This window comes from Hymenobacter sp. HSC-4F20, from assembly GCF_019599275.1.
Lineage (GTDB): Bacteria > Bacteroidota > Bacteroidia > Cytophagales > Hymenobacteraceae > Hymenobacter.
On sequence record NZ_JAHZTD010000001.1, the window covers coordinates 537,534 to 555,072 of the forward strand.

The window sequence follows — 17,539 nt, forward strand, 5'->3', positions numbered from 1 at the left end:
TTAGTCTTTCTGCCCGGCCCATGTCTTCGTTGTCTTCCCCCTCGCCCAAGCACCACCAGCTGTACGCCGCCTGGTCCGACGACGACCTGGTGCGGGCCCTGCGCAACGACGATAAGCTGGCCTTTGCCGAAGTGTACGAGCGGTATTGGGAGCTGCTGTTGGGGGTAGCCTACCGGAAGCTTCACTCGCGCGAGGTAGCCGAAGAAGTAGTGCAGGATTTGTTTGCCGCCCTGTGGCTTAAGCGCCACACCCAGGAAATCCAGAGGCTGAAGCCCTACCTGCTCCAAGCGGTGAAATACCGCGTTATTGACGTGCTGAAGGCCCGCCTGACCCAAACTACCTACCTGGAGCGTACCCGCCTGCGCATCAGCGGCGAAGACCACAGCACCGAGGAAACCGTAGCCGCCGACGACCTTTCTCTGGCTTTGCTGGCCAGCCTGATGCGCCTGCCGGAGCATACCCGGGAAGTGTTTCGGCTGAGTCGGCTGGAGCACCAGTCGGTGCCCGAAATTGCGGTGCGCCTGAACCTCTCGCGCAAAACAGTAGAGTACCACCTCACCCGCGCCCTGAAGGCGTTGCGCATCAGCCTGCGCGACTTTCTAACCCTGGCTCTGCTTTGGGTATGGTAAGCACTGCCGCTTGATGCAGCGCACATTAACAGCCCGATACGCCGGCGCCAGGATGGTAGCCGGCTTTTTTATGAAATTTTTTTGAAAGGAGGCTAGGGTAGAGGTCAAGTTAATCGACTCTACTACTGATTCGCCTCCTGTACGCACGCTGAAAGGCCCATGAAACACCCCGACTTACACCACCTCCTGCAGCGGTACCAGCAAGGCGAATGCACGCCCGAAGAGCAACGGCTGGTAGAACACTGGTACAGCTTACTGGGTCACGAGCAGCCCCCCCTTACCCTAACGGCGGCCGAGCGCCAGCAACTCCGAGCGGAACTCTGGCAGCGCATCGAGGCCCAAACCCTGGACGGCGAAGATGTTAGCCCACCGGCCCGCTCCTGGCGGGCTGGGGCGTGGCGGTGGGTGGCCGCGGCTGCGGTTGTGCTGGGGGTAGGAGCCGGGGCGCAGCATCTGCTAGCGCCATCGGTGGCCGCTCTGGTAACAGCTCCGGCGGCTCCGGCTACAACCCAGCAGGCCTCAGGCTGGCATAGCTACCACAATACGAGCGTCCAAACCCAGACGGTGCGCCTCTCCGATGGGAGCACCGTACAGGTATCGGCCGGGGCGCAGCTGAAATACCCGGCCCGGTTTGCTGCCCGCCACCGCACCGTGTACCTGAAAGGAGAAGCCTTCTTCCAGATTGCCCCTGATAAGGCGCATCCGTTCCGGGTGTATACCCACGAGGTGGTTACTACGGTGCTGGGCACCAGCTTTCTGGTGCGCGCCCCCGAAGGTCCGCAACCGGTGGTGGTAAAGGTGCGCACAGGCCGGGTGCAGGTAAACCCGCTGGGCTCAGCGGCTGGTGTGGCTGCCGTGCCCAGCGGGGTAGTGGTGCTGCCCAATCAGCAGGCCGTGTACTCGCCGCTACGCCGGAAGCTGCAGCGCGAGCTGGTGGCCGAGCCGCTGCAGCTGGCCGCGCAGTCGTTTGCCTTCGACGACCGGCCCGTGACGGAAGTGCTGGCAACCCTGGAAAAAGCGTACGGTGTAGACATTGACTACGACGCCAGCGCCCTGGCCGGCTGCACCGTTACGCTGAACCTGCCCGACGAGTCGCTCTACAGTAAGCTGGATGTGCTCTGCAAAACCCTGGGGGCGTCTTACACTACCTCCGAAACGCATATCGTCTTCCGAAGTCCGGGCTGTGCGGCCCGCTAGGCCTTCTTCCCTCTTCCCCTCCACCTTACTTCTCCGGCTGCCTATGCTATAGTCGTTTCCCTCATGCACCAGTTCTCGGCCGGTGCGGCAAACATCACCCGGTGCTCCTCGTGAGACCCGCTGCCCCGCCCTCGCGAAATCCTCCATCCTCGTGAGTTTCCCATCCAATTCCCACCTTCCGCATGAAAAATCCCCTACACCTTTCCCCGCCGCTGCTGAAACGGGCCGCCTTGCTGCAGCCCTTGTGTATCACCTTGCTTAGCAGCGGTATTGCCACGGCCGCGGCGCTGCCTTCTTACTCGCAGCAGTATTTGGAGCAGCCCGTTACGCTCCGGGCCCAAGACGAGACCATGCACGCGGTGCTCACCAAAATTGAGAACCAAACCAACATTCGTTTCCAGTACAGCCGCCAGCTGATTGGGGCCGGCCGGCGCGTGTCCATTCAGGCTACCGGCCAACCCCTGGGCGAGGTGCTGCACCTGCTGTTCGACCCATTGCGTATCGCCTACGAGCCGCTGCCAAGCGGCATTGTGCTCCGGCCCGCCCCGGCCCTGGCCGATATTACCGTGACGGGCCGCGTGCTGGATGAGAAAGGCGCCGGGTTGCCGGGTGTGAACGTGGTAGTAAAAGGCACTTCCAATGGCACCCAGACGGATATGGAGGGCCGCTATACGCTTACCGCTCCCGACAACGGCACCTTGGTGTTCTCCTTTGTGGGCTATACCTCGCAGGAAGTGCCCGTGAGCGGGCGCACCACGCTGGATGTCAATCTGGCGCCCGACTCTGAGACGTTGAGCGAGGTAGTAGTGGTAGGCTATGGCACCCAGCGCAAGCAGGATGTAACCGGTGCCGTAGCCCGGATTGAGGGCAAGGAAATTGTGAATCAGCCGGTGCAGACGCCTACCCAGGCTTTGCAGGGCAAAACGGCGGGCGTGCAGATTACCACCGACGGCACCCCCAACGCCCAACCCGTGGTGCGCATCCGGGGTACGGGCACGCTGCTGGCCGGCGCCAACCCTCTCTACGTGGTGGATGGGGTGCAAACCACCGACATCCGCAACTTGAGCAACGCCGATATTGAAACGATTGACGTGCTGAAAGATGCGTCGGCGGCGGCTATTTACGGGGTGCGCGGGGCCAATGGCGTCATCATCGTAACTACCAAGAAGGGCAAGCAGGGCAAGCCGGTGCTCAGCTACAATACCACCGTGGGCTTTAAGCAGGCGGCGCGCCGGGTGGAAATGGCCGATGCCGGGCAGTACATCGACTACCTGCGCAGCACTTCGCCCGACGTCACTATCCCGACGAATACGGCCGACACCGACTGGTACGACCAGATTCTGCGGCGGGCCATGTACCAAAACCACAACCTGGCCGTGTCGGGGGCCAATGAGAGTGTGCGCTACTACTTCAGCGGCAACCTGCTGCAGGATGATGGCATTGCCATCCAGAACAAGTTCTCCCGCCTGACGGTACGCTCCAACACCGATTTCACCATCTCGCCCAAGTTCAACATTAACTCGCAGGCCTCGTTTAGTCGGGCCAATACGCGGGATGTCAACTTCGGCACGGCCTTTCAGAACTCCTACCGTGCGGCGCCCATCATTACGGCCAAAGAAGGGGGGCGCTACGGCAACACCTCGGCCTTCGGTAACGTGGGCAACCCGGTGCTCGACATCGAGAAAAACAACAACCGTTCCTACGAAAACCGCCTCCAAGGCAACGTAGGCCTGAACTTCCTGCCCGTGGAGGGCCTGACGCTGCGCTCGGCCATTAACGTGGACCTGAACTTCACCAACCGCCGCATCTACGACTACCAGTACCTCAACGACGAGGCTACTTTCCTTACCTCGGGCGGTAACCAGCGCAACCCCCAGAGCACGCTTAACGTGGAGCAGCGCACCCGCTCGCGCTACCTCTGGGAAAACACGGCTACCTACCAACGGGTCTTTGCCGAAAAGCACAACCTGACGTTGCTGGTGGGTACGGTGCTGGAGGAAGGAAATGCCAACTCTATTTCCGGCAGCCGCCGCAACGTGCCCGAGGACCCCAACCAGTGGTACCTGACCACCGGCGACCCGAACACGAGCGTGAACGGCGCCCCCGAGCTAGGCAAAGACCGTCGCTTGTCGGCGCTAGGACGCATTAACTACGCCTTCGCCGATAAGTACCTGCTGACGACCAACCTGCGCTATGATGGAACCTCCAAATTCAACTCCAGTCAGCGCTGGGGGCTGTTCCCTTCTCTGGGGGTAGGATGGGTGCTCAGCGAGGAAGGTTTCCTGAAGGACCAAAGCCTGGTGGACTTCCTGAAGCTGCGGGCCAGCTACGGCCAGCTCGGCAACGACCAGATTGACGCCAACGCCTACATCACCACGGCCGACGTGAACATTCCCTACGTGTTCAACAACCAGCCGGTGCTGGGCGCCGTCATCAGCCAGATTAAGGACCGCGACGTGCGCTGGGAAGTAACGACGGAGTATGACGTGGCGCTGGAATTTGCTACCCTGAGTAACCACTTGAGCGGCGAGGTAACCTACTACCGCAAGAAAACCACCGACGCTCTGATTCCGGTAAACATTCCGGCCCTGTTTGGCGACCCCGACAACCAGTACATCACCAACGCCGCCGACATCAGCAACCGCGGCGTAGAAGCGGCCCTGAACTGGCGCGCCGATATCGGGGAGAACTTCTCTTACAACTTTGGGGTGAATGCCACCTTCAACAAAAACCGCATCGAAAACCTGAACGGCGGGCAGGCTCTGTTCGGGGGAGCCAACAACGTAACGCGCTCCGACAATGGGGTAGCGGCGGGCTCCTTCTACGTGCTGCGGGCCGTGGGCGTGTTTCAGAACCAGAGCGAAATTGACGCCTACCCCAAGTACACCTTCCTGACGCCCCAGCCCGGCGACCTGAAGTATGCCGACACCAACGGCGACGGGGTAATTGACCCTAACGACCGGGTGTACGCCGGCTCCTACCAGCCGCCTATGTACTTCGGTATCAACGGGGGGCTGAACTTCCGGGGGCTGGACTTCTCGTTCGTGTTTTCCGGCAACGTCAACAACGACGTGTATAACTATAAGCGGCAGGCCAGCGGCGCCGTGACGGACAATGTGGAGGCCGACTTTGCCAATAACCGCTGGACGCCTTCCAATCCGTCGCAGACCAACCCGTACGCTATCCGGACGAACACGCCGAACTCCACGTATTTCATTGAGTCGGGCTCCTACCTCCGCCTGAACAACCTAGTGCTGGGCTACACCATCCCCGCCGACCTTACCAAGCGGGTCCATATTTCCTCATTGCGGGTGTTTGCCACGGGCCAGAACCTGTTCACCGTCACCAACTACTCGGGCTTCACGCCGGAGCTGCCCGGCGGCCCCCTGGATGCGGGCATTGAAGCCACTACGTACCCCACCAGCCGCACCCTTGCGCTGGGACTCAATGTCAATTTCTAAGCTCGTCGCCCCATGAAAGCCATAGCAACTATCATTTCCCGGCGCGTGTACCTGGCGGCGCTTGGGCTGGCTCTTACGGCAGGTGCCGTAGGCTGCAAAGATTTTTTGGAGGTAGCCCCGCAGGGCCAACTCACCGAAGACCAGATCCGCACCGACCCCGCCGCCGCCCAGCGGCTGGTGGATGGCGTGTACAACACCATGTACCTGGGCGGTTTCGACGCGGATATTCACGGCCTGCAGTTCGTTATCCTGACGGATATTGCCTCCGATGACTCCGATAAGGGAAGCACCCCCCAGGATTACTCCGCGGCGGCCGAAGTGGACAACTTCACCTTGAACTCCACCAACAGCGTAGTAAACAACGCCTGGAAGGGCTATTTCCAGGGCATCAACCGCGCTAACCAGGCCCTGGATAAGATTCCGCTGAGCCCGGCCCCCGAAGCTACCCGCAACCGCCTGATCGGGGAAGTGCGGTTCCTGCGCGGGTACTTCTATTTCAACTTGGTTCGGTTGTTTGGCGGCGTGCCGAAGCTGGACCGGGTGCCTGCTGCTTCGGAAATTAATGACCCCAACCTGCAAAAGCGGGCTACGGCCCAGGAAATCTACCAGTTAATCATCGACGACCTGCAGTTCGCGGCCAATAATCTGCCGCTGAAAGGCGCCACCGAAACCGGGCGCGCTACCAAAGGCGCGGCCCAGGCCATGCTGGCTAAGGTGTACCTCTACCAGAAAAACTACCAGCAGGCCTACGACCTGACCAACGAAATTATTACGGGTAGGTCGGGTGCCTACGGCCTGCTTCCCAACTACGAGCAGATCTGGCGTGAGGCCGGCGCGAACAGCCAGGAATCTATCTTCGAGGTGCAAACCGGTGTCAATGCCGCCTGCAACAACTCGGCCGTGAACCTGTACACCGTCAGTCAGGGGCCGCGCTCCGGCGGCCGGGGCGGCTGGGCCGATCTGGGCTTTGGCTTCAACTCGCCCACCCAGCAGCTGGCCGATGCGTATGAGCCCACCGATAAGCGCCGAGCGGGCAGCATTATCTTTATTACCACGGCCCGCACTGGCACGGTGCTCTGGGACGGCTTCCGGATTCCGAGTAAGGATTCGGTAGAAAACTTTCGCTACAGCTACAAGGCCTACCACAGCCGCACCCAGGAGCGCAACTGCGGCAACAACGACTACCTGCCCAAAAACATCCGGGTAATGCGCTACGCCGAAGTACTGCTGATTAATGCCGAGGCGGCCTTCCAGCTTGGCAACACGGGGGTGGCCGCCACCAATGTAAACCTGGTGCGGGCCCGCGCCGGCCTACCTGCCCGCCCGGCCGTAACCCTGGAAAACATCTGGCAGGAGCGCCGGGTAGAGCTGGCCCTGGAGCACGACCGGTTCTTCGACCTGGTTAGGCAGGAAAGCGTGCAGCCCGGCCGCATTGTGCCGCTGTTTGCGGCCCAGGGCAAAACGTTCACGAAAGGCAAAAACGAGCTGTTCCCCATTCCGCAGCCCCAGATAGACCTCAGCGGCGGCCAGCTCGTTCAGAACCCTGGCTACTAGGCCGCCCTGCTGGTAGAAAGAACGTTCTGCTGAACGCGGAGCATCTGGCCTGCTGTTGCCCGCGTGAACCACGGCACTTGTCCCGTTTTATCTGGCGTCGGCGCAGTAGGGGCAGCATAGTTTCTCTGCAGGACGCTCTTTTTCCCGCCTCGCACGGCTAACCTCCCACCCATGAAAACAGTCTTCCTTGGTTTCCTTTACCTGCTTTTGCCGGGCCTGCTGTGGGCTCAGCAGAAGCCGGCCGCCAAAAAAGCCCCGGCCGCTCCCTCTACTTTCAACCCCAAGCAACGCCCCAAAAACCTTACGGACGAACAGCTCCTGGACCTGGTGCAGCGCCAGACCTTCCGCTACTTCTGGGACTTTGGCCACCCCGTCTCGGGCATGGCGCGGGAGCGGAGCAATGTGGCCTACGACTACGGCAGTGAGGTAGTAACCACCGGCGGCACGGGCTTCGGCATCATGGCCATTCTTGTGGCGGCTGAGCGCCAGTGGATACCAAGGGAAGAAGCGGCGGCGCGCATCTACAAAATCGTGCGGTTTCTGGAAAAGTCGGATTCCTTTCACGGGGTGTTTCCGCACTGGCTGAACGGGGCCACGGGCAAAGTCATTCGCTTCAGCCAGAAGGACGACGGCGGCGACTTAGTGGAAACGTCTTTTCTGTTTGAGGGCCTGATTTGCGCCCGCCAGTATTTTACCGGCGAAAGCCAGACCGAGCGGGATTTGCGCAACCACATCTTATGGCTGTGGGAAGGGGTAGAGTGGAACTGGCACACCCAGGGCGGGCAGAACGTGCTGTACTGGCACTGGAGCCCCAACAACGGCTGGAGCATGAACCACCAGATTCACGGCTGGAACGAGTGCCTGATTACCTACGTGCTGGCGGCTTCCTCGCCCAAATACGCCATCGATAAGAAGGTGTACGACCAGGGCTGGGCTACCGGCGACTACTTCAAAAACGGCAAGGAGTTCTACCAAACCAAGCTGCCTCTGGGCTTCGACTACGGTGGGCCGTTGTTTTTCTCGCACTACAGCTTCCTGGGCCTCGATCCGCGCGGCCTCAAGGACCAGTACGCTGATTACTGGCAGCAAAACCAGGCCCACACCCGCATCAACTACGCCTACTGCCTCGATAACCCCAAGAAGTACAAGGGCTACGGCCCGAACAGCTGGGGCCTCACCGCCTCTGACAGCTACCAGGGCTACGCCGCCCATTCGCCGACTGAGGATCTGGGCGTGATTTCGCCCACGGCCGCTTTGTCGGCCATGCCCTACGCGCCCAAAGAGTCGATGGCCGCGCTCAAGCACTTCTATTACGACTTGGGGGATAACATCTGGAGTGAGTATGGCTTCGTGGATGGCTTCAGTGAGCACCACAACTGGTACGCCAAGTCGCACCTGGCCATCGACCAGGGCCCCATTGTGGGCATGATTGAAAACCACCGCACCGGTCTGCTCTGGCGCCTGTTCATGAGCAGCCCCGACGTGCAGCGCGGCCTCGGGAAGCTGGGCTTCGAAGGCGCGCCGGTGAAGAAGTAAGCCATAAAGAAGCCTAGACCTTATTTCTTCTGTCATCCTGCGCACAATGAAGGGCTTCTACCGCTGACTAATCACCCTCGGTAAAGGTCCTTCGCTGCGTGCAGGATGACAGGCGGGAGTGGTCTGGTAAAGAATGTCCCCGATTTCCTACCCCCACCCATGCGCCAAACCCTACTTCTGTACGTGGCCGTGCTGCTGAGCCTGTCCGCCCGGGCCCAGCCCACGGCCAGCCCCGGCGGACAGCGCACCTACTGCAACCCGCTCAACCTGGACTACGGCTACACGCCCATCCCGAATTTTGCCGAAGCGGGAAAGCACCGCGCTACCGCCGACCCGGTTATCACCCTCTACAAAGGCGACTACTACCTATTCAGCACCAACCAATGGGGCTACTGGTGGAGCCCGGACCTGTACAGCTGGACGTTTGTGCCGCGCCATTTCCTCAAGCCCGAGCACAAGGTGTATGACGATTTGTGCGCCCCGGCCGTGTTCGTGCTGGGCGATACGCTGCTGGTGTACGGCTCCACCCAGGAGAAGAACTTTCCCATCTGGATGAGCACCAACCCCAAGGCAGGGGAGTGGAAGGAAGCCGTGGATCCTTTTCAGGTAGGAGCCTGGGACCCGGCCTTTTTCCTCGACGATGACGGCAAGCTCTACCTCTACTGGGGCAGCTCCAACGTGTACCCGCTTTATGGGCAGGAAATCAGCCGCAAGACCTTCCAACCCATCGGGCAGCGCAAAGAGCTGTTCAAACTCAATGATGAGAAGTTTGGCTGGCAGCGCTTCGGCGAATACTTAGATAACACGTTCCTCGACCCCTTCATGGAGGGTGCCTGGATGACTAAGTATCAGGGCAAGTACTACTTACAATACGGAGCGCCCGGCACCGAATTCAGCGGCTACGCCGATGGCGTGCAGATAAGTGACAAGCCGCTGGGCCCCTTCACGCCCCAAAAACACAACCCTTTTGCCTACAAGCCCGGCGGTTTCGCCCGCGGAGCCGGCCACGGCAACACGTTTCAGGACAGCTGGGGCAACTGGTGGCATTTGTCGACGATGGTTGTCTCGGTAAAAAACAATTTTGAGCGGCGCCTGGGGTTGTGGCCCGCCGGCTTCGATAAGGATGGCGTGCTATACTCGAATACCGATTTCGGCGACTACCCCCACTACCTGCCCCAAGGCCCCGAAGACCACCTCCAAAGCCGCTTTACGGGCTGGATGCTGCTGAACTACCAGAAGCCGGTGCAGGCCTCCAGTACGCTGGGCGGCTACCTGTCCAACTACGCCGTCGATGAAAGCATAAAAACGTACTGGAGCGCCCAAACAGGCAATAAAGGCGAGTATTTGCAGACCGATCTAGGCGCCGTAAGCACTGTACACGCCATCCAGATCAACTACGCCGACCAGGACGCCGAGTTCCTCGGGAAGCAGCAGAAAACTTACCATCAGTACCGGCTCTGGGAGTCGAAAGACGGCAAGAAGTGGAAGCTACTGGTCGATAAAAGTCAGAACAAAACTGATGTGCCCCACGACTATATCGAGCTGGAAAAGCCCGTGCAGACCCGCTTTCTGAAACTTGAAAATATCCACATGCCCACGGGGAAGTTTGCGCTGAGCGGCTTACGAATTTTTGGCAAGGGCAACGGTTCATTACCCAACCAAGTCAAAGGTTTTGTAGTATTGCGCACCGAGAAGGACAAGCGCAGTGCGTGGCTAAAATGGGCTCCTTCCGACGATGCGTACGCCTACAACATTCACGTTGGCATGGCGCCTGACAAGCTCTACAGCTGCATCATGGTGCACGGAGCCGCTGAATACTACTTCAAAGGCATGGACAAAGACCTGCCGTACTACTTTACCATCGAGGCCCTCAACGAAAACGGCGTTTCCGCGCGCACTCCCGTCGCGGAAGTGAAGTAGCGTTTGTGATGGTGCCCGGCACGCTAGATACGTAGCAGGAAAGCATCAAAGTAAGAAACTGTCATCCTGAGGCGGTAGCCGAAGGACCTCTACCGTGAGTAATTAAATGGCATTACAACGTAGCGGTAGAGGTCCTTCGGCTACCGCCTCAGGATGACAGGAAGTGTTTCCTCGCTCACTGCCTACCTGAATTTCGCCTATTCCATATTTCCTTTCCATTCCCACATGAAACGAGTTTTTCGTACCGCTTTGCTCATGTCGCTGGGGCTGCTCGCGCCACAACTGCAAGCCCAGAAACCAGCTACCACCACGACTACCCGCGCAACGGCCGCCGATGAGGACAAGATGAACAAGTTCATCTCGGACCTGATGCAGAAGATGACCCTGGAAGAGAAAATCGGTCAGCTGAACCTCATTACCGTGGGCTTCGACGTGACCGGTCCGGTAGTAAGCAAGGACGTGGACGCCAACATCCGCAAGGGCAACGTGGGAGCCGTGCTCAACACCTTTACGCCCACGGCGGCCCGCAAGCTCCAGGAAATGGCCGTGAAAGAGTCGCGCCTGCACATTCCGCTCATTTTCGGCTACGACGTCATCCACGGCCACCGCACCATCTTCCCCATTGCCCTGGGCCTGGCTTCGAGCTGGGATTTGACCGCCATTGAGCGCAGTGCCCGCATTGCCGCCGAAGAAGCGTCTGCTGACGGCCTGAACTGGGTGTACTCGCCCATGGTGGACATTGCCCGCGACCCGCGCTGGGGCCGCATCAGCGAGGGCTCGGGCGAGGACCCCTATCTGGGCTCCCAGATTGCCCGCGTGATGGTGCACGGCTACCAGGGCGACGACCTCTCGAAGAACAACACCGTCATGGCCTGCCTGAAGCACTTTGCCCTGTACGGTGCCGCCGAAGCCGGCCGCGACTACAATACCACCGACATGAGCCTGGTGCGCATGTACAACGAGTACCTGCCGCCCTACAAAGCCGCCCTCGACGCGGGTGCGGGTTCCGTCATGTCGTCGTTCAATGACATCAACGGCGTGCCTGCCACCGGCAACAAGTGGCTGATGACGGACCTGTTGCGCAACCAGTGGGGCTTCAAAGGCTTCGTGGCTACCGACTACACCGCCATCAACGAAATGACCGCCCACGGCATGGGCGACGACGCCCAGGTATCGGCGCTGGCTCTGAACGCCGGCATCGACCAGGACATGGTAGGGGAGATTTTCCTGCGCAACCTGGCCCAGAACCTCAAGGACGGCACCGTGAAGCAGGAGCAGATTGACCAAGCCTGCCGCCGCATTCTGGAAGCCAAGTGGAAGCTGGGCCTGTTTAAAGACCCCTACCTCTACACCAACGAGAAGCGCGCCAAGGCCACGATGATGAAAAAGGAGTTCATTGCCGATGCCCGCGACATTGCCCGTAAGAGCATGGTGCTGCTCAAAAACAGCAACAACGCCCTACCCCTCAAAAAGCAGGGAACCATAGCATTGGTGGGTCCCTTGGCTACCCGCCAGCGCGACATGATTGGTAGCTGGAGCGGGGCCGGCGACTGGAAACAGGCCGTGTCTTTGGAACAAGGCATCCGGAATGTGGCCGGCAACGGCGTGAAGATTGTAACGGCCCAGGGCGCCAACTTCACCGACGACCAGCAGATGATTGACCGCCTGAATGCTCACGGCGGCGAACTGAACGTAGACAAGCGCAGCTCCGAGGAAATGATCCGCGAAGCCGTGCAGGTAGCCCAGGGTGCCGACGTGATTGTGGCCGCCGTAGGGGAGAGCCAAGGCATGACGGGCGAAGCCGCCAGCCGCGCCGACATTGGTCTGCCCGGCCAGCAGTTGGAACTGCTCAAAGCTCTCAAGAAAACCGGCAAGCCGCTGGTCATCGTGCTGATGAGCGGCCGGCCGATGACGCTGCCCTGGGAAGATAAAAACGCCGACGCCATCCTGGAAACCTGGTTTGCGGGTACCCAGGCCGGCAACGCCATTGCCGATGTGCTATTTGGAGCCTACAACCCCTCGGGCAAGCTCACGGCCACCTTCCCCCAGCACGTAGGCCAGATTCCGCTCTACTACAACCACAAAATGACTGGCCGGCCCTACCAGGGCGTGGCGCTGGACAAGTACAAGTCGCGCTACATGGACGTGAGCAACGACCCGCTCTACCCCTTCGGCTACGGCCTGAGCTACACCACCTTCGAGTACGGCAAGCCCGAGCTGAGCACCACCACGCTCCCCATGAACGGCACGCTGGAGGTGAAGGTAACCCTGAAAAATACCGGCAACTACGATGGCGAAGAAGTAGCCCAGCTCTACATCCGCGACATGGTAGGCTCCATCTCGCGCCCGGTGAAAGAGCTGAAAGGCTTCCAGAAAGTGCTGCTCAAAAAAGGCGAGAGCCGCACGCTCACCTTCCGCCTGACCCCCGAGGACCTGAAGTTCTATAATGCCAACCTGCAGTTTGTGGCCGAGCCCGGCGACTTCCAGGTATTCGTGGGTGGCAACTCCCGCGACGTGCAGACGGCCGCCTTCAAGCTGGCCGCTCAGTAAAGGGTAGGCACTACCTGCGCCTTGTTGTGGGACGAGCGCGCGGGGGCTTCCGGAAGCCACTTTGCTAATAGGGGAGCGGGTTGGTGCTCCGGAAGCCGATTCTAACAGAAGCGCGAAGTTTCTTCGAAGGAAGCTTCGCGCTTCTGTTTTTATACGCCCTGCCCACTCTAGCTCGCTCGCCTCAGCCCAACCCCGAAGGCGTTCGACTTGATACCCGTCTGCGCCGTTGGAGCGTCTCGGCCTACCCCCTGCAACGGCCGCAAACGTCCGCCCGAAGCCAACTGGTTGGGTGTCTCCGGCGTCGGGTGAGGGCAAACCGTGCGTTTAGTCAATAGCGCACGGAAAGCAGACAACCCGGACGTAGCAGGCCGCCCGGAAGAGCTTCAACTTGCTGCTGCGTATCTTCCCGTGCTTCCTTTGCGGGGCAAGCTGCGTCGAACCTTCTCTTTTCCTCCCCACCATGCTTATTGACCGCATAAGCTGGTCTGCTTCCTTCAGGAAGCAGACCGGCGCTCAAGTTCTACCTTCCGCCTTGCCGCAACCTCTTCGCCGTTTCAGCCGCGGCGTGCTACTGCTCTGCGGCCTATTGTTGTGCAGTGCAGCCGAGGCCGAAGACATTCAGTCGCCGAACAAGCAGTTTACGCTCAGTGTAAACGTGCAGGAAGGTGGCGTGCCTACCTACAGCCTCACCTACAAAGGTCGGCCCGTGCTGAAAACCAGCCGCCTGGGCCTGGATCTGAAAAACACGACCTCGCTGACCAGCGGCTTCACCCAAACCAGCGCCGAGCGTCGCACCTTCGACGAAACCTGGCAGCCGGTGTGGGGTGAAAGCAAGAACATCCGCAACCACTACAATGAGTTGGCGGTGACCCTAACGCAGGCCCAAACCAACCGTGTGATGCGGGTGCGCTTCCGCCTGTTCGATGATGGCCTGGGCTTCCGCTACGAGTTTCCCCAGCAGAAGGGCCTCGACTACTTCACCGTGAAGGAGGAGCGCACGCAGTTTGCCCTGGCCGGCGACCACAATGCCTTCTGGCTGCCCGGCGACTACGACACCCAGGAGTACAGCACTGTTACCTCTAAACTCTCGGAAGTGCGCGGGCTGATGAAGGCGGCTACTACCCCCAACGCCTCCCAAACCCCCTTCTCGGCCACCGGCGTGCAAACGCCCCTGATGCTCAAGAGCCAGGACGGGCTCTACATCAACATCCATGAAGCGGCCCTCATCGACTATTCGGCCATGCACCTGGAGCTGGACGACAAGAACATGGTGCTGGAAAGCCACCTCACGCCCGACGCGGTAGGGGACAAGGGCCTGCTTCAGACCCCGGCCAACTCGCCCTGGCGCACGGTGATTGTGAGCGACAAAGCCGGCGACATTCTGCTCTCCAAGCTGGTGCTGAACCTCAACGAGCCCACCAAGTTCAAGGACGTATCCTGGATTAAGCCGGTGAAGTACGTAGGCGTGTGGTGGGAGATGATTACGGGCAAAAGCACGTGGTCGTACACCAACCTGGAGAACATCAAGCTCGACTCAGTGGACTACCGCAAGGTGAAGCCCAACGGCACCCACGGCGCCAACACGGCCCACGTGAAAGAGTATATTGACTTTGCGGCCAAGCACGGGCTGGATGGCGTGCTGGTAGAAGGCTGGAACACCGGCTGGGAAGACTGGTTCGGCAAGCACAAAGACTACGTGTTTGACTTCGTGACGCCCTACCCCGACTTCGACGTGCAGGAGTTGAGCCGCTACGCCCAGAGCAAGAACGTGAAGATCATCATGCACCACGAAACCTCGGGCTCGGTGCGCAACTACGAGCGCCACCTCGACTCGGCCTTTCAGTTCATGAACAAGTACGGCTACAACGCCGTGAAAACCGGCTACGTGGGCGACATCGTCCCCCTGGGCCACAAGCACTACGACCAGTGGATGATCAACCACTACAACTACGTGCTGGAAAAGGCGGCCAAGTATAAAATCATGGTGAACGGCCACGAAGCCGTGCGCCCCACCGGCCTCTCGCGCACCTACCCCAACCTGATCGGCAACGAGGCCGCCCGCGGCACCGAGTACGAATCATTTGGGGGCAACAACGCCGACCATACCACCATTCTGCCCTTCACCCGCCTTATCGGCGGCCCCATGGACTACACGCCGGGCATCTTCCAGACCCGCGTTAGCGCCTACAACCCGCAGAACAACTCCTTCGTGCACAGCACCCTGGCCCGGCAACTGGCCCTGTACGTGACCATGTACAGCCCCCTGCAAATGGCCGCCGACCTGCCTGAAACCTACAACAAGCACCTCGATGCCTTCCAGTTCATCAAGGACGTAGCCGTGGACTGGGACGACACCAAGGTGCTGGAAGCCGAGCCCGGCGACTACATCACCTACGCCCGCAAAGCCAAAGGCAGCCCCAACTGGTTTATCGGCAGCACCTGCGACGAGCGGGGCCGCACCTCCAAAATCGACCTGAGCTTCCTGGAGCCCGGCAAAAAGTATGTGGCCACCATCTACGCCGACAAGAAGGAAGCCCACTACGAGAAAAACCCGCAAGCCTACCAGATCCGCAAGCAGAACGTGACCAGCAAAACCAAGCTGAGCCAGTACTGCGCGCCCGGTGGCGGCTACGCCATCAGCGTGATGGAAGTCAAATAGTCCGCGGCGGCTAGTCTTAGTTAAGAAAAATCCCCGGCAGGAATCAAGTTGATTCTTGCCGGGGATTTTTGATTTGAGCTGTAGATGATAAGTGATATAGTCACCAACTGTTTGTCATGCTTGATCTTGCGTCCGCGGAGTCGAAGCATCCCTACCTCTGGCTAATCAACGAAACCTGCAACGAAGCGGTAGAGATGCTTCGACTCTGTTCAATATGACACGTTCTTGGCAACTTCCTAATTGTCAATTTAATCAAACTGCAACCGCTGGTTGAAGAACGGCAGGAGCTTCTGGTATAGGCGGCCGTCGCGGCCCATGATGCGGTTGCCGTGGTTGCCCTCGTAGCTTTCGGCGGCGTGCGGAATGCCGTAGGCTGACAGCTGCATATCCAGCGTGCGGCAGGCGGGCGGAATGTGCTGAAACTGGTCCTGCTCCCCCCAATCGAAAGCCAGACCCCGCAGCTGGCGCAGGCTGGCTAGGTGCTTGGGCAGCAGCGCTACGGGCGAGGCCGCGCCCCATTGGGCCAGCACCGCGTCGCGGTGGGCGAGGCTGTCGGGGCCAAAGGAGCGGGGTAGGGCCGCGCCGAAGGCGCCTTTGCCTGGAGTAGGGGAGAAGGCGCGGGCGCATGCTACCAGCCGGATAGCGTTGAAGTCAGACTGAATAGCTGCCCGGCTCTTGGCCCGGCTGGCCGCGTCCTGGCTGGGCCGGGCCGACATCCACTCGGGGTGCGGGGCCGCGAAGCCTGGGCTCAGGGCGTAGGCTGCAGCATACGTACCGGGGTAGAGCATGGCCAGGCGCAACGTACCATTACCACCCATAGAGTGCCCCGCCAGCCCCCGGCTGGCCGGTTTGGCTAGGGTGCGGTAGTTCTTATCAATGAAGCTTACCAGCTCTTTGGCGGTGAAATCGGCCCAGGGGCCGTTGGTGGCGGAGTTGGTGTAGAAGCTGCCCTGGAACAAGGTCTGCTCGTTGGGGGCTACCACAATGACCGGGCGAATCTTCCCATCGGCAATGGCCTGGTCTAGCAGTTCACCCAAGCCGTCGGCGTGGAAGAGCAGACTGTCGCTCCAAGTGAAGCCGTGCAGGTAGTAGAGCACGGGGTAGCGTTTGGCGGCGTTAGCCTCGTAGCCGGCGGGCAGGTACACACTTACTCGTCGCTGTGGGTTTTCCCCGCCAGGGTTGCCTTTCAGTAGCTCGGAGTCGAGGTAGGTAACCACCACGCGGCCTTTAGCAGGCGCCTGCGCCATGGCGCTAGCCGAGATGCCCAGCAGCAGAACAGATAGCAGCCCCAGATACCGCCGGAGGGAATGGGCTGGAAAGGAGGGAAACAAAGTTGGCATAGAGAGAAGAAGCGAAGGGTAGCACATGAGCCGCACTTATTTGGCCTTCGCTACAGGCGTAACCGAAAAGTCCTCGAACTCCACGGGAAAGCCTTTACCATCGGGGGCGGCGCACATCAGGCCAATCTGCACTTTCTTGCCCGGGGTGGGTGGGAAGTAGGCTAGGCGCAGCATCTTGAACTCCTTATTGTCAAAGGAATATTGAATTTCCACGTAGTCGCCCTTGCGCAGCAGGGTGAGCCACACGGCCGGCGGGCTGTCCTGGCGGGGCACCACCGACCAGTCCGATACCTCGCGCGTAACGACAGCACTCACGTTCTGGACGCCATGTACGTATTCAATCCCCGTCTTAATCCAGTTCTTCTCATCCAGCCGAATCATCAGGCCGGCTTGGTCGTACAGCTCGCGGTAGTGGCCCACTACCTTTACTTTGGCTAGAAAGTCGCCGGCCTGCTCCTGGTAGTAGAAGTGCCCATTGTCGCGGATAAAGCCGTAGTGCGTCACGCGCCAGAAATCGGTGCCGCCTTCTACCTGCACCTGAAGCTTATTGTCTGAAACGGTGGCCTGCTTGGGCGCGTGCAGCCAGCGCAACGAGGTGAAGGATTGGGCAGAAGCAGACATAACGGCGCCAGTGGTTAGGATGGTCAGCAGGAGTGCTTTCATTCGATAGAAAATGGCCAGAGGTAGGAGTAG

At 60.0% G+C, this 17,539-nt stretch carries 10 protein-coding genes; 8 read left to right on the forward strand and 2 right to left on the reverse strand.

Annotation, left to right across the window (positions count from 1 at the left end):
- Positions 1-20 precede the first annotated feature (20 nt).
- The 8 genes from K3G63_RS02290 (at position 21) to K3G63_RS02325 (ending at position 15,506) form a co-directional block, all read left to right on the forward strand.
- A complete protein-coding gene (locus K3G63_RS02290) occupies positions 21-629 on the forward strand; it encodes an RNA polymerase sigma factor (RefSeq protein ID WP_220612473.1) in 609 nt (202 codons plus the stop codon).
- Between the two features lie 159 nt (positions 630-788).
- Positions 789-1,826: a FecR family protein gene (locus K3G63_RS02295; protein WP_220612474.1), complete on the forward strand. Its 1,038-nt coding sequence runs from the start codon at positions 789-791 to the stop codon at positions 1,824-1,826.
- A gap of 182 nt (positions 1,827-2,008) precedes the next feature.
- Entirely contained in the window at positions 2,009-5,287 is a 3,279-nt protein-coding gene (locus K3G63_RS02300; protein ID WP_220612475.1) for a TonB-dependent receptor, read from the forward strand.
- Between the two features lie 12 nt (positions 5,288-5,299).
- Positions 5,300-6,841, forward strand: a complete 1,542-nt coding sequence (locus K3G63_RS02305) for a RagB/SusD family nutrient uptake outer membrane protein (protein WP_220612476.1) — start codon at positions 5,300-5,302, stop codon at positions 6,839-6,841.
- Positions 6,842-7,012: 171 nt separating this feature from the next.
- The gene (locus tag K3G63_RS02310) at positions 7,013-8,377 is read left to right on the forward strand and encodes a glucoamylase family protein (RefSeq protein ID WP_220612477.1); all 1,365 of its coding nucleotides are present in this window, start codon (positions 7,013-7,015) and stop codon (positions 8,375-8,377) included.
- A 159-nt stretch (positions 8,378-8,536) separates the two neighbouring features.
- A complete protein-coding gene (locus K3G63_RS02315; RefSeq protein ID WP_220612478.1) occupies positions 8,537-10,297 on the forward strand; it encodes a family 43 glycosylhydrolase in 1,761 nt (586 codons plus the stop codon).
- Between the two features lie 225 nt (positions 10,298-10,522).
- The gene (gene bglX / locus K3G63_RS02320) at positions 10,523-12,847 is read left to right on the forward strand and encodes a beta-glucosidase BglX (RefSeq protein ID WP_220612479.1); all 2,325 of its coding nucleotides are present in this window, start codon (positions 10,523-10,525) and stop codon (positions 12,845-12,847) included.
- A 532-nt stretch (positions 12,848-13,379) separates the two neighbouring features.
- A complete protein-coding gene (locus tag K3G63_RS02325) occupies positions 13,380-15,506 on the forward strand; it encodes a glycoside hydrolase family 97 protein (RefSeq protein WP_409070858.1) in 2,127 nt (708 codons plus the stop codon).
- 248 nt (positions 15,507-15,754) lie between these two features.
- Here K3G63_RS02325 and K3G63_RS02330 read toward each other — a convergent pair whose 3' ends face one another.
- Positions 15,755-16,846, reverse strand: a complete 1,092-nt coding sequence (locus K3G63_RS02330; RefSeq protein WP_220612481.1) for an alpha/beta hydrolase family protein — start codon at positions 16,844-16,846, stop codon at positions 15,755-15,757.
- Between the two features lie 36 nt (positions 16,847-16,882).
- Positions 16,883-17,509: a DUF1349 domain-containing protein gene (locus K3G63_RS02335; protein WP_259404235.1), complete on the reverse strand. Its 627-nt coding sequence runs from the start codon at positions 17,507-17,509 to the stop codon at positions 16,883-16,885.
- Positions 17,510-17,539 lie beyond the last annotated feature (30 nt).